The 24,170-nt window shown below is 68.8% G+C and carries 20 protein-coding genes; 16 read left to right on the top strand and 4 right to left on the bottom strand.

The annotated features are described in order from the left end of the window. Positions 1-47: 47 nt before the first annotated feature. The 6 genes from ABJK40_RS11470 (at position 48) to ABJK40_RS11445 (ending at position 8,002) form a co-directional block, all read left to right on the top strand. Positions 48-2,264, top strand: coding sequence for a DUF5682 family protein (locus tag ABJK40_RS11470; protein ID WP_348482486.1), 2,217 nt, complete (start codon positions 48-50; stop codon positions 2,262-2,264). Then, entirely contained in the window at positions 2,261-3,568 is a 1,308-nt protein-coding gene (locus ABJK40_RS11465; protein WP_348510269.1) for a VWA domain-containing protein, read from the top strand. Before ABJK40_RS11470 ends, ABJK40_RS11465 begins: the two co-directional genes overlap by 4 nt. Positions 3,569-3,665: 97 nt before the next feature. Next, positions 3,666-4,127: a hypothetical protein gene (locus tag ABJK40_RS11460; protein WP_348480814.1), complete on the top strand. Its 462-nt coding sequence runs from the start codon at positions 3,666-3,668 to the stop codon at positions 4,125-4,127. Positions 4,128-4,234: 107 nt separating this feature from the next. Then, positions 4,235-5,047, top strand: a complete 813-nt coding sequence (locus ABJK40_RS11455) for a B12-binding domain-containing protein (protein ID WP_348480813.1) — start codon at positions 4,235-4,237, stop codon at positions 5,045-5,047. A gap of 193 nt (positions 5,048-5,240) precedes the next feature. Beyond that, positions 5,241-6,215 carry a hypothetical protein gene (locus tag ABJK40_RS11450; protein ID WP_348480812.1) on the top strand — a complete coding sequence of 325 codons (975 nt, stop codon included), beginning with the start codon at positions 5,241-5,243 and terminating at the stop codon, positions 6,213-6,215. Between the two features lie 68 nt (positions 6,216-6,283). Further along, positions 6,284-8,002 (top strand): DNA polymerase Y family protein, encoded by a 1,719-nt coding sequence (locus ABJK40_RS11445; protein WP_348480811.1) that lies wholly within the window; start codon positions 6,284-6,286, stop codon positions 8,000-8,002. Between the two features lie 90 nt (positions 8,003-8,092). Here the strand turns inward: ABJK40_RS11445 and ABJK40_RS11440 are convergent, their stop codons facing one another. Together ABJK40_RS11440 and ABJK40_RS11435 are read right to left on the bottom strand one after the other, a co-directional pair. Beyond that, positions 8,093-8,365: a hypothetical protein gene (locus ABJK40_RS11440; RefSeq protein ID WP_348480810.1), complete on the bottom strand. Its 273-nt coding sequence runs from the start codon at positions 8,363-8,365 to the stop codon at positions 8,093-8,095. A gap of 696 nt (positions 8,366-9,061) precedes the next feature. After that, complete coding sequence (locus tag ABJK40_RS11435) at positions 9,062-9,823, bottom strand: response regulator transcription factor (RefSeq protein ID WP_348480809.1); 762 nt, start codon at positions 9,821-9,823, stop codon at positions 9,062-9,064. 198 nt (positions 9,824-10,021) lie between these two features. Between ABJK40_RS11435 and ABJK40_RS11430 the strand changes: the two genes are divergently transcribed. The 7 genes from ABJK40_RS11430 to ABJK40_RS11400 all read left to right on the top strand — a co-directional run bounded on the left by ABJK40_RS11430 (position 10,022) and on the right by ABJK40_RS11400 (position 18,095). Further along, positions 10,022-10,582: an NUDIX domain-containing protein gene (locus tag ABJK40_RS11430; protein ID WP_348480808.1), complete on the top strand. Its 561-nt coding sequence runs from the start codon at positions 10,022-10,024 to the stop codon at positions 10,580-10,582. A gap of 147 nt (positions 10,583-10,729) precedes the next feature. After that, positions 10,730-11,122 (top strand): large conductance mechanosensitive channel protein MscL, encoded by a 393-nt coding sequence (mscL, locus tag ABJK40_RS11425; protein ID WP_348480807.1) that lies wholly within the window; start codon positions 10,730-10,732, stop codon positions 11,120-11,122. 147 nt (positions 11,123-11,269) lie between these two features. Beyond that, a complete protein-coding gene (locus ABJK40_RS11420) occupies positions 11,270-12,700 on the top strand; it encodes a hypothetical protein (RefSeq protein ID WP_348480806.1) in 1,431 nt (476 codons plus the stop codon). A 139-nt stretch (positions 12,701-12,839) separates the two neighbouring features. Continuing rightward, positions 12,840-14,456, top strand: a complete 1,617-nt coding sequence (locus ABJK40_RS11415; protein ID WP_348480805.1) for an ABC-F family ATP-binding cassette domain-containing protein — start codon at positions 12,840-12,842, stop codon at positions 14,454-14,456. Positions 14,457-14,533: 77 nt separating this feature from the next. Then, a complete protein-coding gene (locus ABJK40_RS11410; protein ID WP_348480804.1) occupies positions 14,534-15,439 on the top strand; it encodes a TIGR03564 family F420-dependent LLM class oxidoreductase in 906 nt (301 codons plus the stop codon). 38 nt (positions 15,440-15,477) lie between these two features. Further along, complete coding sequence (locus tag ABJK40_RS11405; RefSeq protein WP_348480803.1) at positions 15,478-16,329, top strand: enoyl-CoA hydratase/isomerase family protein; 852 nt, start codon at positions 15,478-15,480, stop codon at positions 16,327-16,329. Between the two features lie 74 nt (positions 16,330-16,403). Further along, positions 16,404-18,095, top strand: coding sequence for an alpha/beta fold hydrolase (locus ABJK40_RS11400; RefSeq protein WP_348480802.1), 1,692 nt, complete (start codon positions 16,404-16,406; stop codon positions 18,093-18,095). 37 nt (positions 18,096-18,132) lie between these two features. Here the strand turns inward: ABJK40_RS11400 and ABJK40_RS11395 are convergent, their stop codons facing one another. Next, on the bottom strand, positions 18,133-19,869 hold the full coding sequence (locus ABJK40_RS11395) for a fumarate hydratase (RefSeq protein WP_348480801.1): 1,737 nt from the start codon (positions 19,867-19,869) through the stop codon (positions 18,133-18,135). A 75-nt stretch (positions 19,870-19,944) separates the two neighbouring features. Here ABJK40_RS11395 and ABJK40_RS11390 point away from each other — a divergent pair, with 75 nt between their 5' ends. The 3 genes from ABJK40_RS11390 to ABJK40_RS11380 all read left to right on the top strand — a co-directional run bounded on the left by ABJK40_RS11390 (position 19,945) and on the right by ABJK40_RS11380 (position 22,771). Next, complete coding sequence (locus tag ABJK40_RS11390; protein WP_348480800.1) at positions 19,945-20,592, top strand: hemolysin III family protein; 648 nt, start codon at positions 19,945-19,947, stop codon at positions 20,590-20,592. Between the two features lie 84 nt (positions 20,593-20,676). Further along, the gene (locus tag ABJK40_RS11385) at positions 20,677-22,071 is read left to right on the top strand and encodes a potassium transporter TrkG (protein WP_348480799.1); all 1,395 of its coding nucleotides are present in this window, start codon (positions 20,677-20,679) and stop codon (positions 22,069-22,071) included. Positions 22,072-22,087: 16 nt separating this feature from the next. Beyond that, entirely contained in the window at positions 22,088-22,771 is a 684-nt protein-coding gene (locus tag ABJK40_RS11380) for a TrkA family potassium uptake protein (protein WP_348480798.1), read from the top strand. A 7-nt stretch (positions 22,772-22,778) separates the two neighbouring features. Here the strand turns inward: ABJK40_RS11380 and ABJK40_RS11375 are convergent, their stop codons facing one another. Further along, entirely contained in the window at positions 22,779-24,113 is a 1,335-nt protein-coding gene (locus tag ABJK40_RS11375; RefSeq protein WP_348480797.1) for a hypothetical protein, read from the bottom strand. Between the last annotated feature and the right edge of the window lie 57 nt (positions 24,114-24,170).

Genomic DNA, 24,170 nt, shown 5'->3' with positions numbered 1-24,170 from the left:
CAGGCACCGCCGCCTGCGCCGTCCGCGTCGCAGAACGCGGGTCCACGTTGACCGTTCGTCTCCTGGGCGTCCGTCACCACGGGCCCGGCTCGGCGCGGTCCGTCCTCACGGCACTCGACGAGTTGCGGCCCGACGTGGTGTTGGTCGAGGCACCCGCCGACGTGGAGTCGGCGTTGCGCTGGGTCGGCGACCCCGGTCTGGTGCCCCCCGTCGCGCTGCTCGGCTACGTGGCCAACGAACCCGGGCGCGCGATCTTCGCCCCGTTCGCATCGTTCAGCCCGGAGTGGCAGGCGATCCGGTGGGCGAACGCCCGCGGCATCCCCGTCCGGGCGATCGACCTCCCGATGGCGGTCACGTTCGCCGCCCGGCCCGACGACGAGTTGCTCACCCACGCGACTCCCGGAGGTGGGGCACCGCCCGACCCACTCCGAGCGCTCGCCGCAGCAGCCGGGGATCCCGATCCCGAGCGGTGGTGGGAGGACGTGATCGAACACCGCGGGGACGGGACTCCGGCGTTCGACGCGGTCGCCGAAGCGATGGGCGCAGCCCGTGCGGGCACCTTCTCCTCGGCGGGAGAGGAACGGCGCGAAGCGCACATGCGTCGCGCCATCCGCCAGGCGATCAAGGACGGGCACGACGACATCGCCGTCGTGTGCGGAGCGTGGCACGTCCCGGCGCTCGACCTCGACGTGCCGGGCGCACCGACCGCATCGGCCGATGCCGCGACGCTGCGCGGCCTGGCTCGGATCAAGGTCGCAGCGGCGTGGGTGCCGTGGACGCATCGACGCCTCACCAGCGCATCGGGGTACGGCGCCGGCGTCGACAGCCCGGGCTGGTACCGCCACGTGTTCGAGCACCCGGGGTCCGACGGCGTCGCCCGTTTCCTGGTCGACGGTGCCCGACTGCTGCGCGACCGTGGGCTCTCGGCGTCGCCCGACCACCTGATCGCAGGGACCCGGCTGGCCGATGCGCTCGCCACGATGCGCGGGCGCCCTCGGCCCGGTCTGCGTGAGGTGTTGGATGCCGCCGACGCCGTGATGGGCGGTGTCGACGTCGTCCGATCCGAACTCGTCGTCGGCGATGCGCTGGGGACCGTTCCCGACGGTGCGCCCCAGGTGCCGCTCGCCCGCGACCTCGCCCGCCTGCAGAAGTCGGCGCGCCTCCAGCCCGTCGCCGCGACGAAGACCGTCGAGATCGACCTGCGCACGCCGACCGGCCGACGCAAGTCCCACCTGTTGCATCGCCTCCTCGCTCTCGGCGTGCCGTGGGGCGTCCCCGAGGAGGGTCGCGGATCGTCCGGCACGTTCCGTGAGACGTGGAGGGTGGCGTGGGAACCGGAACTGTCGGTCCGGCTCGTCGAGCGATCGGGCTACGGGAGCACCGTCGAGACGGCAGCCTCCGCCCGACTCGTGGAACGTGCGAACGAGGCGACGGGGCTCGCGGAACTGATCGGCGTCCTCGAGGCCGGACTGTTCGCCGACCTCCCTGCCGCCGTCGCACCGAGCGTCCGGCGTCTGGCCGACCGAGCGGCGACCGACCCCGATGTGGGCCACCTGATGGACGTCGTCGTCCCGCTCGCCACCGCGCTGCGCTACGGCGACGTGCGCGGCACCGACGCAGCAGCGCTCGGCGGCGTGTTCGACGGCATCGTCGTACGCGTGCTCGCCGGCCTCGTGCCCGCCTGTGCGTCACTCGACGACGACGCTGCCGCCCGGATGGTCGAGCGGCTCACCGCGGTGCAGACGTCGCTGGCGATGCTCGACCACGACGCCCGTCGGACCGCATACCCCGCGGTGCTCGCGCAACTCGCCGACCGGCACGCGATGCGCCACGGTCTGATCTCGGGGAGGGCGACCCGTCTGCTGCACGACGCCGGGACGTGGGATGCCGGCCACGTGGAGCGCCGATTCTCCCAGGCGCTCAGCGCGGGGACCCCGCCGGCCGTCGGTGCCTCGTTCGTCGAAGGTTTCCTCGCCGGCTCGGGCACCGTGCTGGTCCACGACGTGGACCTGCTGGGCGTGGTCGACCGGTGGCTGTCGTCGCTCACGATCGATTCCTTCGATGCCGTGGTCGCGCTCCTGCGCCGGACCTTCGGTGCGTTCGAGCCGGCCGAACGCCGCCAGATCATGAACCTGCTGATGGGTGGGGCCACGCGACGGTCGGCGGGCTTCGGTGCCGGTGTCGACGCAGATCGGGCGCACGACGTCCTGGTGACGGTCCGCCACCTGCTCGGCATCCCGATCACCGCGGACGTTCGTCCGTGAGCGACCTGCAGGTGTCCGACGCGGAGCGGCGTCGACGGTGGAGGTTGGTCCTCGGGGGCGCAGCCGACGACGCCGACGGGGACGACACCGCCGGGGCGGCCGGTGACGGCGACTCCGTGTCGGACGGGGCGGGTGACGCTGACGGTGGTGACGATCGAGGTGGTGACGATCCAGGTGGCGGCGATCCAGGTGGCGGCGATCGGGGTGGCGACGCGGCAGCGTCCGGAGATCGGGACGGTGGTGGGCGACTGACGGGTGACGACGCGCGTATCGATGCAGCGCTCGGCGCTCTCTACGACCGTGAACAGACCGACGGCGGGCGACGCTCGGGCGGGTCGCGTGCGGGCGGTCTCGGCCGCTCCCGACCCGGCGTCGTGCGGTGGCTCGGCGACATCCGCACCTACTTCCCGAAGCCGATCGTCCAGGTGTTGCAACGAGATGCGGTCGAACGGCTCGACCTCCGTCAGATGTTGCTCGAACCCGAACTGCTCGACGCGGTCGAACCCGACATCGGCCTGGTGACGATGCTGGTGGAACTCAACCGGGTGCTGCCCGACGAGACGCGGGCATCGGCCCGCCAGGTCATCGCACGAGTTCTCGCCGATGTCGAGGCGCGCCTCTCCGATCAGACCCGCCAGGCGGTGCGTGGAGCGCTCGCCCGGGCCACACGGACACGCCGTCCGCGACCCGGGGACATCGACTGGCCGCGCACGATCCAGGCGAACCTGCGCCACTGGCTCCCCGAGCACTCCACGCTCGTACCCGAGCAGTTGATCGGACACGGACGTCGCCAGCAGAGCCTGGCGCGCGACGTCGTCATCGCCGTCGACCAGTCGGGTTCGATGGCCGACTCGGTCGTCTATGCGTCGCTGTTCGCCGGGGTGTTGGCGCAGCTCCCGACGCTGCGGACCACGTTCCTCGCATTCGACACGTCGATCACCGACCTCACACCGTTCCTCCACGACCCGGTGGAGGTGCTGTTCGGTGTGCAACTCGGCGGGGGCACCGACATCGCCGGCGTGCTCGCGCACTGCTCCCGGGTGATCGAGCGGCCCCGCCGGTCGGTCCTGTTCCTGATCTCGGACCTCTTCGAAGGCGGCAACGGCACCGTGATGCGCCAGCGGGTCGGCGAACTGATCCACTCGGGCGTGACCGTCGTCGTGCTGCTCGCCCTGAGTGACGAAGGCACGCCGGCACACGACCACGAACACGCGGCGGCGCTCGCAGCACTCGGGGCGACCGTGATGTCCACCACACCCGACGGCTTCCCCGAGATCCTGGCGCGCTCGCTCGAACGCACGTGACCACGTCGACATCAGGTCGCGCTCGGCTCCGCGTGCCGCAGCGGCAGGGGCGAGCGTTCGGGGCCTGCGGAGCTCGACCCGGTAGTCTTGCTGCCGCATGGGTCAGTTGGTCGCCGTCACCGAGAAGCCGAGTACCTCGCCGGGCGTCGTCCGCTTCGAACTCAACCGCACGCTGTCGGGGCAGGGTCACGAACGATTCGCCACCGTCGCCGACGCCGCTGGGGTCACCCCGTCCGACGAACTCGCCCGTCTGCTCTTCGGCACCGGCAAGGTCGCCGGCGTGCACGTGTACGCGAACATCGTCACGGTCGATCTCGAGAAGGGATTCGACTCCGATGGACTCGCCGACCTGGTTCGCAACATGTACCAGTACTGGCGCGAAGGCGTGGAGCCGCCCACGTTCGAGGACCTCGCCCCCGAGGAGGCCGAGAGCGGTGGCGACGACGCCGCTGCCGCAGGTGGCGATGCGGCGATGACCGAAGCGGCCAAGCGGGTGCCGATGCACCTGCTGGTGCGCGGTCGCGAAGCCCGCGAGCGTTGGACCGCCAAGCAGGGCTGAGCCTCCATCGGTCCGCCGGCAGGGAATGTCGGCGCGTGATCGTGCACAGTCGGGTCGGCGTCGCGGCGGAGCCGTACTGTGACCGGGACTCTTCACGAGGTCCCGACATGATCCCGCCGACGTTCACGCTCCAAGAAGCTGCCGATGAACTCGGCGTGCACTACATGACCGCGTACCGGTACGTGCGACTGGGCCAGTTGGATGCATCGAAGGTGTCGGGGGTGTGGCAGGTGACCGATCAGGCGATCGCCGACTTCCGCAACGGTGCGGCTGCGGGCCCGGTGGCGCGCGGGAAGCGCGCACCGTGGGCGGCCCGCCTCGAGGACCGCCTCGTCGAAGGTGACGCCCAAGGTGCATGGAGCGTCATCGAGGCCGCCATGGCATCGGGGGCCGACGTCCGCTCGGTGTATCTCGATCTGTTGTCGCCTGCGATGGTCCAGATCGGTGCCCGATGGGCGAGCGGCGAGTTCGACATCGCCGTCGAGCACCAGGCGACCGGCATCGTGATGCGGATCATCGGCCGGCTCGGTCCCCGCTGCATCCGGCGCGGTCGATCACTCGGCAACGTCGTGCTCGGTGCGCCGGCGGGGGAGTCGCACGGGCTGCCGACAGCGATGCTCGGCGACCTGCTCCGACTGCACGGGTGGGAGGTGACCGATCTCGGCCCCAACACACCCACGGCGTCGTTCCTGCACGCGGTCCGTCACGGAACGGAGGTGAAGGCGGTGGGCCTCTCGGTGACGCACCCGGTGCACCTGATCGACGCCGAGGCGTGTTGTCGCGCGATCAAGAAGGAGCAGCCCGACGTGTTCGTCGTGGTCGGCGGCAGCGGTGTGAGCGGCGTCAGCGTGAGCGATCTCGGAGCCGACGCTCAGGCCACGAGCGCCGACCAGTTGCACGAATTGCTCCGGGCCCGCTGACGCCGCGGCGTCCTCACATCGGTGTCAGCTCGTCCGACATCGACGAGTCGTCGTACGCGCTCGTGTCCGTTTCGGTCGCGTGGACTCGTCGAATTCCGCTGACGTGAGCCGTGCGGTGGTCGTGAGCAGCCCACTGTCGAAGTATCGACCTCGATCTTGTGTTCTCGAACAGGTGTTCGATATCGTTCGGACGATGGAACTCGCTGTCGATCATCGTACGCCGTTGCTCTCCGCTGCACCATCGCGGTCCGATGTCGCCCGCCGCACCCGTTCCGGCCAGTCGGAGGCACTCCAGCAGGTACTCGCTGAGCTGGGGGAACGTGTCAAACCGATCACCCTGGCCCGGGAGCGGACGCTGCCCGTCGCCGCTCCTTTCGACCGGTTGCTCCCCGACGAGGGCCTGGTCCGCGGTCGGGTGCTGTCCTGTCGGGGTGTCGCCGACACGTCCCTGGCGTTCGGACTGATCCGGGATGCTCTGGCGCAGGGAGCGTGGGGCGCACTGGTCGACGTGTCCACGTTCGGAGCCGACGCCGCGAGCGAGTTCGGCATCCCGCTCGAACGGATCGTCCGTGTCGAGACCGGGGCTGCCGAGGCCGAGTCCACCGCTGGCGTCGGCGCCGTGGCCTCCTGGATCGACGTGATGGGTGCAGCAGTCGACGGTTTCGACGTGGTCGTCACCACGGTGCCGGCCGAGGTGCGCAGCGCGAGGAGCCCGGCGGCGGTCCGCAAACTCGCCACGCGTGTCCAACAGAAGGGGGCGATCGTCGTGGTTCTGGGCGAGTCCGGGGCGCTGACCAGCGATCTCGTGTTCTCGACCGAACGGACCGAGTGGAGCGGGGTGACCGAGGGTGCCGGTCACCTGCGTTCACGGATCATCCACGTGGTGGCGGGAGGTCGCCGACTCCCGGTCTCGCGGAATGTCTCGTTGCTCGTCGACGCCACGTCGGGTCGTGCGGTCTGCTCACTCGCTCCCGCTCCGACCATCGGTTCCGTTTCCGGCACCCGTGCCACGGTCGACATCGTCGACATGGCGGAGGAGTCGAGCGAGCGTGACCCACAGGCCGAACTGCTCGCCGAGATGGCCGACAGCCTCGCTGCCACGACGGATCCGGACGCCGGTCTCCGCGGTCTCGATTCCGACGCTTCCGACCGTCGCCTCGCCGGCTGACCATGGCCACTCGACACCCGTCCGGTGATGATCCGGCTCCGGATGGTCCGGCTCCGGATGGCCCGTCCATGGATCCGGTGCGGATGGTGACGGTGTGGTGCCCTGACTGGCCGGTCACCGCTGCGGGGTGTCGTCACGACGTGCCTGCTGCGGTGATGCGCAATCACCGGGTCGTGGCGCGTACGGCTGCGGCGGCTGACGACGGCGTGGTGATCGGCCAACGCCGTCGACAGGCGCAGCAGCGATGCCCGCACATCGTGTTGCTCGACGACGATCCCGCACGTGATGCCCGCGAGTTCGAGTCGATCGTGCGGGCGGTCGCCGAGATCGCACCGAGGGTCGATCTCGTCGAACCCGGCTGGTTGAGCGTGGCGGCCCGCGGGCCGTCGCGGTACTTCGGCGGTGACGCCGCTCTGGCCGAGCATCTCCGCCGCATCGTCCAGCAGTGCATCGCTTCAAATCGCACCGGAGTCGATCGTGACGTCGACGACCGTGGCATCGACGCAGGAGGAGACGCGGGTGTGGGTGTGGGCGTGGGTGTGGGTGTGGCCGACGGTCGGTTCGCTGCGAGCATCGCGGCACGCCTCGCTGTCCGACGTCGGCACTCGGTCGTGGTCGAGGCATCGGGGTCGCCCGCGTTCTGTGCCTCGCTTCCGATCGGGTGGTTGCAGACGCTCGGTGAGGTCGATGGAGACCTGGTCGACCTCTTCACCCGCCTCGGCATCCGTCGCCTCGGCGACTTCGCTGCACTCGCGCCGTCCGACGTGCTGGGCAGGTTCGGTCCGGTCGGCCTCCACGCTCACCGTCTCGCATCGGGCATCGACATCCGCCCGGCCAACACGACCGACCCGGCTCCCGAACGCCGTCTCGCGAAGGTGCTCGACGACCCGGCGGCCCAGACCGACGCCGTCGTGTTCGTCGCGAAACAACTGGCCGACGAACTCGCCGGACGACTGGGCGCCGATGGTCGGGTCTGCACCCGGTTGGTCGTGCTGCTGGAGACCGAGCACGGCGAGCGGTCCGAACGATCGTGGTACCGGTCGGGCGGTCTGTCGGCTCCGGCGATGGTCGAACGGGTGCGCTGGCAGCTCGATGCCTGGATCAACCTGCCGCGGGGAAGTGAGCACGAGATCACCGGAGGTGTTGCGTCGGTGCGCCTCTCACCGGAGGAGGTGCGCGCCGACGAGGGTGTGCAGCTCGGTCTGTGGGGTGGCCAGTCCGACGCCGATCGGCGAGCGATCCGTGCCGTTGCGCGACTGACCTCGCTCACGTCGGAACAGGCGGTGACCGTTGCGGTGTGGCACGGCGGGAGGCTGCCGAGCGATCGGTACCAGTGGATGTCGGCCACGCTGGTCGACCTCGACCAGCGCGAGCGGGCGGTGTCACGGACGTCGACGGGCGCCGGGATCGACGGACGTTCGGGCCCATGGCCCGGTTGCCTCCCGGCGCCATCTCCGACGACGGTCTTCGACGAGCCGTTGCCGCTCGACGTACTCGACGTCGACGGGGACGTGGTCGAGGTCAGCGGGCGTGGGATGGTGTCGAGCGCGCCGGCTGCGATCCGGTTGTTGATCGGGAGCGAGGCCGAAGGCTGGCGGCGCGGCGCAGTGCGTCGGGTCCGGTCGTGGGCGGGGCCGTGGCCGATCGATCAACGATGGTGGGAGCCGGGTCGACATCGACGACTCGCACGATTCCAGATCGTGGTCGACGACGACACGGCCGGTCAGCAGGCCCACCTCGTCATCGCGGAACACCGGAGGTGGTTCCTCCTGGCGACCTATCGCTGAGATGAGTGCTCGGACAGTGCGACCACTCTCCATCGGCGGCCGACGCCGCAAGCCCGAGTGATCGCTGGATGCCGCTCGCATCCGTGGTGATCAGGCCGCGAGCGTGGGTGTTCGCTGACGCTTCTTGTTCCAACGCCTCGCGCCTTCCTCGTCGTCCAGTGCCGGGACCGTGCCGCTGAGCTGCTCGCATCGACGACATCGGTCAGGACTGGGGATGCCGTCCAGGGGAGCGAATCGGAGATGACTGAAACGCGAGGGGGTGTCGATCGACATGCGGCCGAAGGCGCCGCACGCGGTGATGCCGCGACCGATCGAATCGCGGCGTCCGCTCGACACGTCGACGAACTCGCGGATTGCGTGCACCCGATCGCGCGTGGTCGCCCGGATCGGTCGAGGGTCTCGATGCGCCGTCATGGGATGTTGACGGCGACTGACACAGCGCAGTCGGTACGCACGTTGCCGGCAGGCGTTCGTGCAGTAGACGCGATGCCGGCCGGCCCGCGGAAGGCGCGGAACCGGCGTGCTGCAGACCGGGCAGCTCCAGATCGCTGTCGTCCGAGTGTGCGGGTACGGGGAATCGGCGAGACGACGCCGTGCTTCGTGCCCCAGCTGCCATTCGATGACGGGGACGCAGGACCGTTGCCGGTTCGCATCGAGGGTGGCCTCGCGTGGTGGAGGTGGTGGCACGTAGAGGCCGAATCCGAATTGTTGCATGACGTCATCATGCGCATGGGGGTGTCGCAGAGTTGTCGGAGGTGCCGCGAGCACGATCTGGGTGCCACAGGGGAGGCCCCTCCCGAGGGCCCACGGCCGTGCGTCACGAATCGTCTCGTCCGGCGTTCTCGATCCGCGTCACGAATCGTCTCACCGCCCGGCGTGACGATTCGTGACGCGGATCCGGTGAGGGTGCGTGACGATTCGGAACGGCCTGATACGAGGCGGACCGTGACGATTCACCGACAGCCGGTGACGGCAGCAGGGAGGTGTCCGAACGCACACGACGGCACCGGGACCGGCCGGCAGCGACGGAGCGTCGGGCGGCGCTTCCAGCGGTCGGGTTCAGCCGAGGACGGCGAGCGCTGCGGTGGGGATCTCCAACGCATCGGTCACGTCGTTGGCCAGGCGGAAGCCGACCCCGCGAACGGTGTGGATCACCTTCGTGTCCGGTGCGGCCTTGTCGAGCTTGCGGCGCAGGTTGGAGAGATGGACGTCGACGACGTGGCTGTCGCCGACCCACTTCGGGCCCCAGACCGCATCGAGCAGATCCTCGCGAGTGCACACCTCCGTCGGTCGCCGACAGAGTTGCTCGAGCAGCGAGAACTCGATCCTGGTCGTCTGGACCTCCTCCTCTTCCACGCGGACCTCGCGTCGACCGAGATCGATGACGAGCGGACCGAGTGTGAGCGTCGACGACATCACGGTGTCCGGGCGATTGTGGATCTGACGCGGACGGCGAAGCAGTGCGTGGCAGCGGGCAGCCAGTTCGCCGGCGTGGATCGGAGCCGAGATCGCATCGTCGGCGCCGCTGTGCAGGACCGAGGTCCGTACCTGGTGACCATCGTCGGTGACGCAGAGCAGGTACTGCTCGGATGATTCGCGGAGTCGTTCGTAGAGCGGGCGGCCGTCGGGGGACGGCAGGTAGGAGTCGACGATCAGGACATCCGGTGAGAACGACTCGGCCAGCATGACCGCCGCCTCGCCGTCCGTCGGAGCGCTCACGCAGAATCCTGCGGCGCGCAGACCGGCGACGCTGATGCGCCGCAGATCGGGATCTCGAACTGCGATCAGGATTCGGTGGGAAATGCTCGTGTCGTTGTCCATGCGTTCTTCCTCCGGTTCCGCCGAACCGGATTCGTCTGCTCTGTCGGCCGGGCGGCCTTGCGCATCATGTATCGGTCCTCGTGTGGCTGAACTGAAACGAAACTCTGGACATCGACAAGATGGCGACACGGCTGTCAACACGTGGGCCTCGCGCACGCCCTCGCCACACGCGCCGCGCCCGGCTGCTACAACGGCGTCATGACGGTTGAACGACTGCGATCCGACGTCGCTGCACGCACGCCGCTCGACGATCGAGAACGCAGATCGATCGAGCGGTTCCTGACAGCGCTGGACGGGTTGGCGCACCCTCTCGACGAGCATGCCGATCCGACACATGTGACGGGTTCCGCGATCGTCGTCGGGCCCCGTGGTGTGTTGCTGCTCAAGCACAAGCGCCTCGGCATCTGGCTCCAACCGGGCGGTCACGTCGATGCGAACGAGACGCCGTGGGATGCGGCATTGCGCGAAGCGCGTGAGGAAACCGGTCTCGAGGTCTCCTTCGCCGGACCGCTCGACGACGACGGCGTTCCCGAACTGATCCACGTCGACGTCCACGAGGGCGGCCGCGGTCATACACATCTCGACACCCGATACCTGCTCGACGGTGGCGACGCCGACCCGTCCCCGTCCGCCGACGAGAGCCAGGAGATCGGATGGTTCTCCTGGGACGAGGCGATCGACCTCGCCGACGACGGGGTGCGCTCGATCCTCGATCATCTGCGATCGACACGGTCGTCCACGACGCTCGACCGGCGGTGACGACGACCGGGGTCAGCAGGGCGGGTCGAGTCGGTCGGTGGCTCGGGCCGCCGGTTCGGGCGTCGTGTCGCGTGATGTGTCGGCGGAGCAGGCAGTTGTGCTTGAATTCAGTTTTCCACGCCATTCGACAACACCAGGGAGACAGACATGCTGCAGGAATTCAAAGACTTCGTGATGAAGGGCAACATCCTCGAGATCGCCGTCGGTCTCGTGATGGCGTTGTACTTCCAACAGGTCGTCGACGCCTTCCTGGACTCCGTCCTGTACCCCCTGATCGCCGGAATCGTCGGTCAACCGAGCTTCTCGAGCATCGGCTTCTCGATCGGTGACGTGGACCCCGAAACCGGAGTTCGTCCGTTCGTGAGCATCGGGAACGTCATCGATGCGATCATCAGCTTCGTCATCGTGGCCTTCGTTCTCTTCATCATCCTGAAGGCTGCGGCGAAGGTGCAGAAGCCGAAGGAAGAAGTGGCGGGTGGGCCGTCGGAGGTCGAACTCCTCATCGAGATCCGCGACCAGCTGCGCGCCAACAACGGCTGAACCGGTTCGACGGAGGGCGCCGGCGCGTCCGGCGCCCTCCGTCGCGTCCGGACTCGTGTCGATACCCGGATCTGCCCGCCGGGACCCGTGTCGGGTGCCGGAGCGATGTGACGTGACTTGCGTGCCGCGACGCGGTTGAATGTCGACATGTTCCGCCGCTGCTCCGTCGCTCTCGCGTTCGTGCTCGGCGCCTGCGGAACCGCCGGGGCGGTCGACACCGAGGAGTCGACGCCGCCCACGGCCATTCCGACGGTTCCCGGCGTCGGCAACCTTCCCGACACCATCCCGATCCCGGTGTTCGACGACGACGAGGTCGACGAGCCTCCGATCTCGGTCGTCGTCACCCGGCCCGTCGACGAGGACGGAGTGGTCGTGGAGTCGGTGGCCGAACGGGTCAACGGCAACCGACTGCTCGTGATCGGCGATTCGATCCTCGCGTCGACGGCGACGCGCTACGGCGGAGAGCTCTGCGAAGCGCTGAACCCGATCGGCTGGACCGTCGAGGTCGACGCCGAACCCGGCCGGTTCGTGTCGTTCGGCAACGAGGTCGCACGCGCTCGGATCGATGTCGGTGGCGAGGAGGAGGACTTCGACGCCGTGGTGATCCATCTGGGCAGCAACTACGGCCGCGATCGAGATGCGTACTACGAGGAGCTCAGTGAGCTCCTGTATCGGGCCGCGCCACGACCCACGTTGCTGATGACGGTCACCGAGTACCGGCCGCAGTGGCGCGAGGCGAACGAGGTGATCCGCGAGCTCGCAGCGCTCTACGACAACGTGACCATCGTGGACTGGGAGAAGATCGCGCGTGCGCCGGGGGTGCTCAGCCGGGACGGCCTGCATCCCGGCAGTCAGGGTGAAGCCGTGCTGGTGGAGCAGATCGCCGTCGCACTCGGCGAGTTGAACGCCGGCGAGGGGGAGTGCCTGAGCTCGTCGTTCACCGATGACTCCGCCGTTCGAGGAAACGGCGGATCGGCATCGGGTGGTGCGAGCACGGGCGGGTCGTCGACCGGTGGTTCCTCGTCCGGTGGATCGTCGTCCGGTGGTTCGTCGTCGGGCGGGAGCACGGGCGGGTCGTCGTCGGGTGGTTCGTCGTCGGGCGGGGGTTCGGGCGGGAGCAGTACGGGAGGCACGACGGGTGGGACGACCGGTTCGTCCGGCACGACGGGTTCCACGTCGGGCACCACGACCGGTTCGACGTCGGACGGCACGACCGGCGGCACGACGGGTTCGACCACCGGCATCACCGACACGACGGGTGGGACCACGGGAGGAACCGACACGACGGGTGAGACCACGGGCGGCACGACCGGATCGACGGATGGCTCGACGACGGGCGATCCGACGACGGGCGGTTCGACCGGGACGACCGACGGGGGCACGAGCGGATCGACGGGTGGTTCCACCACGGGTTCGACGTCCGGTGGCTCGACGACCGGGACGACGGACGGTTCGACGACGGGCGGTTCGACGACGGGTGGTTCGACGACCGGGACGACGGGTGGAACGTCGGGTGGTGCAGCCACGACCGGAGCAGCGACCGGTGGAGACAACGAGTCCACCGGAGCCGACGGCTGACGCCGACACGTTCGGACGGATCAGCCGGGAGGCGTCGGATCCACGGGTCCCCTCGGCGCCGGCCGACTCGTCTCGCGTCCGTCTCGTCACGGGCCCACGGTCACGTCCGACGGCACCGCTGACTTCGTAGCCTGTTGCGATGCTCCAGGCACAGGCGATCTCGGTGGAAGTGGGTGGCAAGCTCCTCGTCGAGCGCGCCAGCTTCACCGTCATGGCCAAGGACAAGGTCGGCATCGTCGGTCGCAACGGAGCGGGCAAGACCAGCCTCTTCAAGGTGCTGGGCGGAGCGAACGAGCCGGCAGCCGGGCGCGTGATGCGCAAGGGTGGCTTCGGCTACCTCCCTCAGGACCCGAAGATCGAAGGCGATCTCGACGGGCGAACCAGCGTCACGCACATCCTGTCCGGCAAGGGCATCGACGAGGACATTATCCGGATGGAGAAGCTCCGGATCGCGATGGAGGAGAACCCCGACGAGCGCAACGTCACCCGCTACGTCAACGCCGAGGAGTCGTTCCGCACCAACGGTGGATACGCCGCCGACTCCGAGGCACGCGCCATGGCCGTCGGTCTCGGCCTCCCTGATGACCGCCTCGAACTCCCGCTGAGCGTGCTCTCGGGTGGTGAGCGTCGTCGGGTGGAACTGGCACGCATCCTCTACGCCGGCACGGACATCCTGTGTCTCGACGAACCGACGAACCATCTCGACATCGACGCGAAGACGTGGTTGCTGCAGTACATGCGCGAGTACAAGGGCGCTCTCCTCGTGATCAGCCACGACCTCGACCTGCTCGACGAGGCGATCACCCGCGTCCTGCACCTCGACCGCAGCGGTGAGGACGAGGTCGGTGACGTGATCGAGTACCGCGGCACCTACTCGCAGTACAAGCGGTCGCGTGCCGAGGACGAGGCACGCCTCACCAAGAAGGCCGCGCAGCAGGCCAAGGAGATCGACCGGATGCAGGGTGTGGTCGACCGCTTCGGGGCCAAGGCCACGAAAGCGGCGATGGCGCACTCGATGGAGAAGAAGATCGCCCGCCTCGAATCCACGAAGGTCAAGGCGCCGAAGAACACCAAGACGTTCAACGTGCGGTTCCCGCCGCCCCCACCGTGCGGTCAGACCGTGATCACCGCCGAGTCGATGTGCAAGGGCTACGGCGGCGTGACGGTGTTCGAGGACATCGACTTCGACCTCGGTCGTGGCGAGCGACTGCTCGTCCTCGGTCTGAACGGAGCGGGCAAGACGAGCCTGCTGCGGATCCTCGCCGAGGAGACCGAAGCCGACCTCGGCGACTTCGAGTTCGGGTACCAGGTCCAGGCCGGCTACTACGCCCAGGAACACGACAACCTCGAAGTCCACGAGACGTTGCTGACCAACCTGCGCAACTCGATTCCGCCGGGCGTGGAGATGACCGACACGCACCTGCGTGGGCTGCTCGGCATGTTCGGCATCTCCGGCGACAAGGTCTTCCAGGACTCAGGGACGCTGTCGGGCGGCGAGAAGACGAAGCTCGCGCTGGCGATGCTGATGACGGGCAAGAACAACCTGCTGCTGCTCGACGAGCCGACCAACAACCTCGACCCGCCCTCGCGTGACGCCGTGGCGAGTGCGCTGATCGACTGGCCCGGTGCGATCATCTTCGTGAGTCACGACGAGGACTTCGTGCGCGAGCTCGCCCCGACGAAGGTGCTGCTGATGCCCGACGGCGACGTCGACTACTTCAACGAGGACTGGCTGGATCTCGTGTCGATGGCCTGAACCCTGTGCCCGGGCGCGTCGCCGAGGGCGTGAGGTTCGAGTCCGGTGCCGGGCCGGGCGCGAGGTACCTTCGGCACATGCGCATCGGATACTTCGGCGGGACGGTCAACGACGGGACGATCGACGACGTCGTCGCCGAGGCGAAGCAGGTGGAGGCCGACGGATTCGCCGCCTACTGGGCGCCGAACATCTTCGGTCACGATGCCCTGACGGCGCTGGCGATCGTCGGGCGCGAGGTCCCGCGGATCGAACTCGGCACCTCGGTCGTGCCGACGTACCCCCGCCACCCGATGGCGATCGCACAGCAGTGCCACACCGTGAACGCCGTGTCCGGCGGCCGCCTCACCCTCGGAATCGGGCTGAGTCACAAGGTCGTCATCGAGAACATGATGGGGATGAGCTACGCCACGCCGATCCGCCACATCCGCGACTACATGCACATCCTCGGTCCGCTGTCGCGCAACGAGCAGGTCTCCTACGCCGGCGAGGACTACACGACCCACGGCGGCATCCAGGCCCCCGGGATGTCGCCGTTCGGCACCGTCATCGCGGCGCTCGGCCCGCAGATGCTGAAGGTCGCGGCCGAACTGGCCGACGGGACGCTCACCTGGTGCACCGGTCCGAAGACGCTCGGCGACCACATCGTGCCCACGATCAACGCCGCTGCCGACGCGGCCGACCGGCCCGCGCCCCGTGTGATCGCCGCGCTGCCCGTCTGCGTGACCGACGACTTCGAGGCATCGAAGGCACGCGCCGCGAAGGTGTTCGAGATCTACGGGTCCCTGCCCAGCTACCGGGCGATGCTCGACCGCGAGGGCGCAGCGGGACCCGAGGACATCGCGATCACGGGCACCGCCGACGAGGTCGTCGCACGGATCGGTGCACTGGCCGACGTCGGTGTCACCGACTTCGCCGCCGTCGAGTTCCCGGGGACCCCGGACGAAGCCGCCGCCACACGCGCCGCGTTGAAACAGTTGCTCTGACACGCAGCACGGGCGCTCGTCGGCCAGACTCGGGGTCGATGACCTCGTTCCACACCGATCTCGACGCTCGTGGCGTCGCCGTCGTCACCATCGACGGCCCACCGGTCAACCTGATGACGGTGGCGATGTTCCTCGAGCTCGCCACCGAGTTCGAGCGCCTCGCGGGAGACCGCGCCGTGCGTGTGGTCGTGATCCGTTCGGCGAACCCGGAGTGGTTCATCGCCCACTTCGACGTCGAGGCGATCCTCGGGTTTCCGACCGATCACCCACCGGCCGCCGAGCTCAACGGCTTCCACCGGATGTGCGAGACGCTGAGGACGATGCCGAAGCCGACGATCGCCGAGATCGCCGGCCGCGTCGGCGGAGGTGGCAGTGAACTGGCCCTGAGCTGCGACATGAGGTTCGCGGCGCCTGCGGCGATCTTCAGTCAACCCGAGGTGGCGCTCGGCATCCTTCCCGGCGGCAGCGGGACGGTGCGCCTCCCGCGCCTCGTCGGCCGGAGTCGCGCACTCGAAGCGATCCTCGGGTGTGACGACATCGACGCCACCACCGCCGAACGGTGGGGGTGGATCAATCGGGTCGTGCCGGCCGACGAACTGCGGCCCTTCGTCGATCGCCTCGCGGCGCGCATCGCGTCGTTCCCCGCCCACGCTGTTGCGGCTGCCAAGGCGAGGGTCGTGGCAGCGGAGGGAACGTTGACCGACGACCTGCTCGCCGAAGGCGATGCGTTCAACGCCACGCTCGGCGGCGCGGGGACACAGGCGGCCATGCGCCGTTTCCTCGAACTCGGTGGGCAGACGCCCGACGGAGAGCGACGTCTCGGCGAACTCGCCGGACAGGTGAGCGGCGCGCCACACGTCGGCGTCGACGGTGAGTCGAACCCGTCGTGACGCGTCACCGTCGATGGGCCGCTCTGGCGATCGCCTGCGTGGCGGTCACGGCCGCGTGCAGTGATGCACCACCGGTGGCCGTCGAACGGTCCGACCGGTCGGGAGTCGGACCGGTCGTGCCCGACGGTCAGGCGGGCATGCCACCCGGTGGACCGCCCACGATTCCGGCACAGGACACGGATCTCCCGGTCGTGGACACGCCGGCGTCGACGATCGAGTGGGGTGACTGTTCTCCGTTCGGGATCCCGTCGGTCGACCGGCTGGGAACGTCGGGATGGGAATGCGGAACCCTCACCGCCGACATGGACCCGTTCGGCGACAGTGGAAGCGACGCAACGGTGGAACTGGCGCTGACTCGACACCCGGCGACGGGGGAGCGGCGCGGGTCGATCCTGATCAATCCCGGCGGGCCCGGAGGCGCCGGGCTGCCGACCGCGTGGAGCGTGCGCGGAGGGATGCCCGCCGAACTCCTGCGAGCCTTCGACATCGTGTCGTGGGACCCGCGTGGCGTCGGGCAGTCCGTTCCGAAGATCGACTGCGACGACGAGGTCCCGCCCGGAGACGCCGAGTTCATCGCGGCCTGTGTCGCCGCGACCGGTCCGCTCGCGGGCTTCCTCACGGCGCCGTACTCGGCGGCCGACATCGAGGCGATCCGGGTCGCACTCGGCGAGGACACGCTGAACTACCTCGGCTATTCCTACGGCTCGATCCTCGGGGCCACCTACGCGGCGGCCCATCCGGAACGGGTCGGCGCATTCGTGCTCGACGGCGTCACCGACCCGTTGGCCGGATCCGCCGAAGGCCCCTTCGAGGACGGCTTCGCCGTGCTGGCCGACGACGGCACTCCCGCCGCGCTCGACCGCTTCGCCGAACTCTGCGACGCGACCGACCGCTGCCTGTTCAGCCTCGACGCAAACACGGTGATCGGCGACCTCGCGACGCAGGTGCCGTTCCTCCCGACCGGCGACTTCGCCGGCGCGCCCGACGTGGTCGACGCCGAGGGGTACCGGCAGCTCCTCGAGTCGTCGATGACCTACGCAGGCGACTGGGAACTCCTCGCGACTGCGCTCGAGGACGCCGATCGGGGTGACGCATCGTCGCTCGCCGCGCTGATCAACGGCGACGCCGCCCGAGAGGCGGGCGAAGGATCGGGCGACGAGCCGCAGAACGACGGTCCCGGTGGCGAGAGCGACTTCGCCGAGGCGAACTACATGATCTACTGCGCCGACCTGGGTCCGTGGATCACGGAATGGTCGTTCTGCGACGATCGCCTCGACGCCGCCCGCCCGATGCAACCCGTGCAGAGCGTCGACGTCGAGCGCGACATCCTCGTGATCGGCACGGAGTTCGATCCGTTGACGCCCGGCTACCACGCCCCGGAGTTCGCCGACGCCCTCGGCGACGCCGTCCACATCATCTGGGAGGGCGTCGGCCACACGGCGTTCCCCGGGTGGACTCCGTGCATCGACGACGTGGTCGCCGACCAGTTCCTGGCACGAGCGCTTCCCGAGGACGGTCTACGCTGCTCGTTCCTCGACGGGGTGGAGGACGACACGACGTTGGGCGACGACCTGTTCGGACACGGTGACATCGAGTCGAGGAATCTCCTCGAACGCACGCTCGCCGTTCGCGACGGCGACCCCGATGCGGCGTGCATTGCCGATGCCGTCAACCAGTCACCGGACCGCGTGATCAGTCACGTCGTGCTCGACATCACCTCCGACGACGCCGGCAGCGCTCTCGACGCCGCCCGCTCCTCCTGCTGACCGTCACCTCCGGCGGACCGACCCCCGGACGTGTCGATCAGGCGTCGGGTGCGGCGTTCTCGTCGCCGAAGTGGGCGGTCTCCTCGTCCGCCGAGCGCGCCGGCTGGGTGATCCCGACCGGCATCGCCGCCTGGGCGCGGACCTGGGCGTAGAAGTCGTTGCCCTTGTCGTCGACCACGACGAACGCCGGGAAGTCCTCGACCTCGATCTTCCAGATCGCCTCCATCCCCAACTCGGGGTACTCGAGGACGTCGACCTTGCGGATGTTGTCGAGCGCCAACCGAGCGGCCGGCCCGCCGATCGATCCCAGGTAGAAGCCACCGTTGTCCTGGCACGAGTCGGTGACCTGCTGGGACCGGTTGCCCTTGGCGAGCATCACCATCGATCCGCCGGCGGCCTGGAACTCGGTGACGTAGGAGTCCATGCGGCCTGCCGTGGTCGGCCCGAACGAACCCGACGCATAGCCGTCGGGGGTCTTGGCCGGCCCGGCGTAGTACACGGCGTGGTCCTTCCAGGACTGCGGCATCTCCTCACCGGCGTCGAGACGTTCCTTGATCTTGGCGTGCGCGATGTCGCGAGCGACGATCATCGGCCCCGTGAGCATCACCTGCGTGGTCACGGGGAGCTCGGACAGCGTGGCGAGGATCTCCTCCATCGGGCGGTTCAGGTCGATGCGGACCGGTTCGGCGTCGGAGAGTTGCTCGGACCCCACGGCGGGAAGGAACCGGGCCGGGTCGGTCTCGAGTTGTTCGAGGAACAGACCCTCGGCGGTGATCTTGCCCAGGGCCTGGCGATCGGCCGAGCACGACACGGCCATGCCGACCGGGCACGATGCTCCATGGCGCGGGAGGCGGATGATCCGCACGTCGTGGCAGAAGTACTTGCCGCCGAACTGCGCACCCACACCGGTGCGCTGCGCGAGTTCGAGGACCTTGGCTTCCAGATCGAGATCGCGGAATGCGTGGCCGGAAGGCGACCCCGACGTGGGCAGCGAGTCGAGGTAGTGCGTGCTCGCGAGCTTGGCCGTCTCGACGGACAGCTCGGCCGATGTGCCGCCGATCACGATCGCGAGGTGATACGGGGGGCATGCGGACGTGCCGATGGCCTGGATCTTCTCGAAGATCCAGGGCAGCAGCGTGGCTTCGTTGAGCAGCGCCTTGGTCTCCTGGAACAGGAAGCTCTTGTTCGCCGAACCGCCGCCCTTGGCGATGAACAGGAACTTGTAGGCGTCGCCGTCGATGGCGGTGATCTTGATCTCGGCGGGCAGGTTCGTGCCGGTGTTCTTCTCGGTGTACATGTCGAGCGGCGCCATCTGGCTGTAGCGCAGGTTCGTCGTGAGGTAGGTGTCGGCGATGCCGCGGGCGATCTGCTCCTCGTCGCCCCCGCCCGTGAACACGTACTGGCCCTTCTTCGCCTTGACGATCGCCGTCCCGGTGTCCTGACACATCGGCAGCACTCCGCCGGCGGCGATCGCGGCGTTCTTCAGCAGGTCGAGCGCGACGAACCGGTCGTTGTCCGACGCCTCGGGGTCGTCGAGGATCTTGCGGAGCTGCTCGAGGTGACCGGTCCGCAGGAAGTGGGCGATGTCGTGCATCGCCTCGGCCGTGAGCCGACGGATCGCCTCGGGCTCGACCTTCAGGAACGTACCCTCGGGGGTGTCGAACGTGGACACACCCTCGGTCGACACGAGGCGGTAGGTCGTGTCGTCGGGACCGAGCGGGAACATCTCGGTGTAGTCGATGTCATCGGGCACCTGTGCAGCATCGTCGGCCATGAAATCGAGCCTACGGCCCGGGCATGGTGCGCACCGCGTGGGAGCGGGACCGTTGCGCCACTACGGTCGAGAGCGATGACATCCAGCGCGGACTCGACCGAACGCCCGGCGTGGCGGGGGCGGATGCACGCCGCCGCGTTCTTCGTCGCGATCCCTGCAGGCATCGCCCTCGTGTTCGTGTCCGAGCGCACCGTCGCGCGCACCGCAGCCTCCATCTATGCCCTCTCGCTCCTCGTGATGCTCGGCATGTCGGCCGCCTACCACCGCCTTGCCCGTTCACCTGCCGCTCGCAGGTGGATGCAGCGGCTCGACCATGCGGGGATCTACGTCCTGATCGCCGGCACCTACGTCCCGATGACGATCGTGGCGATGCCGCTGGTCTGGGGGATCCCGGTCCTCAGTGTCATCGCCGGTGCAGCACTGCTCGGGATCGTCGTCAAACTGACCGGTTTCCGACGGCTGCAGAGGACCGCATACATCCTGTACCCGGCGATGGGCTGGGCGGTGGTCATCGCCCTCCCGGTGTTGTTCGAGAGCCTGACGGGCATCCAGTTCGCACTCGTGGTGGCCGGCGGACTCGTGTACACGATGGGCATCCCCGTCCTGGTCTTCAAGCGCCCCGACCCGTGGCCACGCGTCTTCGGCTACCACGAGGTGTGGCACACCTTCGTCGTGGTGGCGGCTGCGCTGCACTTCGCCGCGGTGGCGAGCGTCCTGGCCTGACGAGGCGCCGGGCCGGCCGAGCCCGACCCGGTTCGCGCCGTGCGGATCGGCGTGCGTGGCTCTCCGTGTTCGTAGGATCGCCCGATGCGCCGGATCGGGATACCGAGCATCGTCCAGAATCCGGCGCAGTTGGTGCTGCTGGCGTTCGCGATGTTGATCGGTCTGGGCACCGCGTTGCTCACCCTGCCGGTCGCCGCCGACGGTCCGGACGGCGTCGGCCTCGAGAACGCCCTGTTCCTCTCCACGTCGGCGACGACCGTGACCGGTCTGTCGACCGTCGACATCGCCGACTTCAGCCTGTTCGGCGAACTGGTGATCCTGGCGCTGATCCAGGTGGGCGGGTTCGGGATCATGACGATCGGTTCCGTGGTCGCACTCCTGACGTTCCAGCGGATCGGTCTGCGTCAGCGGATGCTGGCCCAGGCCGAGATCGGCAACGTCGACATCGGCGAACTCTCCGGGTTGCTCGGGGTGATCTTCCGGATCACCGTCGCGGTCGAGGGCACGCTCGCGGCGGTCCTGTTCGTCCGACTCTGGCAGGGCGGGTACGAGGACGGGCCGATCGACGCGGCCTATTCGGCGATCTTCCACTCGGTCGCAGCGTTCAACAACGCCGGCATCTCGCTCTACTCGGACAACCTCGCGGGTTTCGCCGGTGATCCGCTCGTGTCGATCCCGATCACCATCGGGTTCATCGTGGGCGGGTTGGGCTTCCCCGTCTACGTCGAGTTCCTGCGACGCTGGAGGCACGAGCGCGAGTCGCGACGCGGCGACGACTCGTCGGCACGACGCGACCGTGCGCGGCCGTGGAGCCTGCACGCCCGGATCACCGTCGGCGCGACCGTCGTGCTGCTGGTGGTGGGGCCGGTCATGGTGCTCGCCTTCGAGTGGGCCAACCCCGGGACCCTCGGGCCCATGGGGTGGTTCGACAAGCTGGTCAACGCCTGGTTCCAGGGCGTGTCGCCGCGTACCGCCGGCTTCAACCTGGTCGACAACGGTGCCCTGAAGGAGACCACGCTGCTCGGCACGAGCGTGCTGATGTTCATCGGCGCCGGGCCGGCATCGACCAGTGGCGGCATCAAGGTGACCACGTTCGCCGTGCTCGCCTGTGTGATCTGGGCCGAGGTGCGCGGCGACAGCGACGTCAACGTCTTCCGGCGTCGACTGCCGACCCCGATGATCCGCCAGGCGGTGGCGATCGCACTGCTGTCGGTCGGCTTCGTCGTGGCGACCTCACTGTTCCTGATGACCAGCGACGGTCTCTCGCTCATCGACGCGCTCTTCGAGTCGACCTCGGCATTCGGCACGGTCGGGCTGTCGACCGGGGTGACCGGGTCGATCAGCACGGTGGGCCACGTGCTGCTCGTCGGTGTGATGCTCTGTGGCCGTGTCGGCCCACTGACCTTCGCGACGGCGTTCGCGCTCAGGGAGCGGGCACGCCTCTATCGTCATCCCGAGGAGCGACCGATCATTGGCTGAGAAATTCATTCACAACATGTTCCGCGGGCTCGGCCCCGAGATCGAACACCGCGGGGAGATCGTCGTGATCGGCCTCGGGCGGTTCGGCTCCTCGCTGTCGCGCACGCTCGTCGACATGGGCCACGAGGTGATGGGCGTCGACCTCGACTCCGCCAACGTCCAGGCGCACGCCGGCGTCCTCACCCACGTCGCGGAGGCCGACACCACCAACGAGCAGGTACTCCGCCAACTCGGTGTCGCCGAGGCCACCACGGTGGCGGTGTGCATCGGGGCCGACATCGAGGCCAGCGTGCTGACCGCGGTCGCCCTGTCCGACCTCGGTGTGCCGAACATCTGGGCCAAGGCGATGACCGAGCCCCACGGGCGGATCCTGAGTCGCGTCGGCGCGCACAACGTCGTGTTCCCCGAAGCCGAGATGGGTCAGCGCGTCGCCCACCTGATCACGGGCGGCGTGCTCGAGTACGTCGCGCTCGACGAGGACTTCGTGCTCGCCGAGATGACGGCCCCGGCGTCCCTCGTGGGGGTGCCGCTCGGCGAGTCCAACCTGCGCCGCGATCACCGCGTCACCATCGTGTGCCACAAGCCGGATTCGGGCCGTTTCACCCACACCGACCGCGACACGGTGCTCAGCCCGCAGGACCTGATCGTGATCGCCGGTCGCCGCAAGGACGTCGACTCCTTCGGTCCGTCCCGCCGCTGACCTCCGTTCAGCTCACCTTGGAGTCGAAGATCACGTCCTCGGGGATCTCGGTGTCGTCCGGGGTGACCATCTCCCCGCCGGCGAAGATCGAGTCGAGGAACGACACGGCGAACGTGTTCGTGAGTTCCTTGACACGCTCGATGGGCATGTCGTCGGGTGAGCAGCCCTCGCCGGCCACGGCGTCGATCGCCGCGATGACCGCTTCGGACGGTGGCGGGTCGAGTGTCGGGAAGAAGTCGAGGTAGTCGCACACGTCGGTGAAGCTCTGGTGCTCACCGGCGACCAACTCCACCCGGTACAGCGGATCGCTGGTCGTGAGGTCGAAGGCGCGGGTGACGTTCGGGACGACGGGCGTGGTCACGTCGTCGGTGCCGACCATGACGAGTTGGGGAACGTCGACGGTCGAGAGGGCCTCGTCGGAGAGCAACGACTGTTCCGACGTGCCGTCGCCCACCGCCGGGGCGAGCGGGATGATCGCGTCGATGCGGTCGTCGGCGGGCGAGGATCCGAGTTCGTTCTCGTAGCCGGACACCACGGCGTAGGTGGTGAATCCGCCGAAGCTGTGGCCGGTGACGGCGACCTGTTCGGGGTCGACCGATCCGACGAAGCCCACGGTCTCGGTGCTCTCCGGGTTCAGCATCGCGTCGATCACGGCGATCACGTCGAGGGGACGGTCGAGCGCGACACGCGAGCGGTCGATCTCGACTCCCGACACGCGCTCGATGGCGGTGTTGCCGGTGTGGTCGGGGGCCACGACGATGTACCCGTGGCTGGCGATGGTCTCGGTGTAGTCCGAGGCGATGTAGCGCTGACCGCCCGAACCGTGCGAGTAGACCACGAGTGGGAAGGGACCGTCGGGGGAGATCAGGTCGGGCGTGGCCGAGATCGCTCGGGGAGATTCGTAGTAGTCACCCGTGACGAACGTGTAGCGGTGCGGGTCGCCCTGTGAATCGGCGGCGAGCGGGAACCACACGTCGGTGGTGAGCGGCCGTTCACGGGCCGGGTCGGTGATGGTGATCGTGGCGACGCCGACGTCGTACTCGCCGGTTCCGATCGGTGCGAAGGCGGCCAGGTCGGTCGCCGGCGGATCGGTCGCGGGCGGGTCGCTGGCGGGTGGATCGGTCGCGGGTGGGTCGGTCGCCGGGGCTTGCGTGGACGCTGGTTCGGTGTCGGCGGGTTCGGTGGCCGGCGGGTCGGTCGGCTCCGGGTCCGTCGCGCCCGTGGTGACGGCCGGCTCGGTGGCCGGGCTGGACTCGGGTGCGGTGGTGGCGTCCCCGTCGCTGCTGCCTCCGCAGGCGACGACCAGGAGGGAACCCACGAACAGGACGGTCAGACGACGCATCACGAGATCATCGCAGAACGGCCCGACTCCACCACATCCGTGCCCGCCGCACCGGTC

The organism is Ilumatobacter sp., assembly GCF_039969435.1.
In the GTDB taxonomy this organism is placed as follows: Bacteria; Actinomycetota; Acidimicrobiia; order Acidimicrobiales; family Ilumatobacteraceae; genus Ilumatobacter_A.
This window is presented reverse-complemented; position numbering and strand designations above follow the sequence as displayed.

What these genes read in the sequence shown, in the direction of transcription:
- ABJK40_RS11460 (WP_348480814.1), top strand. Translation starts at nt 3,666, where the DNA reads ATGGGTCAGTTGGTCGCCGTCACCGAGAAGCCGAGTACCTCGCCGGGC.
- ABJK40_RS11455 (WP_348480813.1), top strand. Translation starts at nt 4,235, where the DNA reads ATGATCCCGCCGACGTTCACGCTCCAAGAAGCTGCCGATGAACTCGGC.
- ABJK40_RS11450 (WP_348480812.1), top strand. Translation starts at nt 5,241, where the DNA reads ATGGAACTCGCTGTCGATCATCGTACGCCGTTGCTCTCCGCTGCACCA.
- ABJK40_RS11445 (WP_348480811.1), top strand. Translation starts at nt 6,284, where the DNA reads ATGGATCCGGTGCGGATGGTGACGGTGTGGTGCCCTGACTGGCCGGTC.
- ABJK40_RS11435 (WP_348480809.1), bottom strand. Translation starts at nt 9,823, where the DNA reads ATGGACAACGACACGAGCATTTCCCACCGAATCCTGATCGCAGTTCGA.
- ABJK40_RS11430 (WP_348480808.1), top strand. Translation starts at nt 10,022, where the DNA reads ATGACGGTTGAACGACTGCGATCCGACGTCGCTGCACGCACGCCGCTC.
- mscL (WP_348480807.1), top strand. Translation starts at nt 10,730, where the DNA reads ATGCTGCAGGAATTCAAAGACTTCGTGATGAAGGGCAACATCCTCGAG.
- ABJK40_RS11420 (WP_348480806.1), top strand. Translation starts at nt 11,270, where the DNA reads ATGTTCCGCCGCTGCTCCGTCGCTCTCGCGTTCGTGCTCGGCGCCTGC.
- ABJK40_RS11415 (WP_348480805.1), top strand. Translation starts at nt 12,840, where the DNA reads ATGCTCCAGGCACAGGCGATCTCGGTGGAAGTGGGTGGCAAGCTCCTC.
- ABJK40_RS11410 (WP_348480804.1), top strand. Translation starts at nt 14,534, where the DNA reads ATGCGCATCGGATACTTCGGCGGGACGGTCAACGACGGGACGATCGAC.
- ABJK40_RS11405 (WP_348480803.1), top strand. Translation starts at nt 15,478, where the DNA reads ATGACCTCGTTCCACACCGATCTCGACGCTCGTGGCGTCGCCGTCGTC.
- ABJK40_RS11395 (WP_348480801.1), bottom strand. Translation starts at nt 19,869, where the DNA reads ATGGCCGACGATGCTGCACAGGTGCCCGATGACATCGACTACACCGAG.
- ABJK40_RS11390 (WP_348480800.1), top strand. Translation starts at nt 19,945, where the DNA reads ATGACATCCAGCGCGGACTCGACCGAACGCCCGGCGTGGCGGGGGCGG.
- ABJK40_RS11385 (WP_348480799.1), top strand. Translation starts at nt 20,677, where the DNA reads ATGCGCCGGATCGGGATACCGAGCATCGTCCAGAATCCGGCGCAGTTG.
- ABJK40_RS11380 (WP_348480798.1), top strand. Translation starts at nt 22,088, where the DNA reads ATGTTCCGCGGGCTCGGCCCCGAGATCGAACACCGCGGGGAGATCGTC.
- ABJK40_RS11375 (WP_348480797.1), bottom strand. Translation starts at nt 24,113, where the DNA reads ATGCGTCGTCTGACCGTCCTGTTCGTGGGTTCCCTCCTGGTCGTCGCC.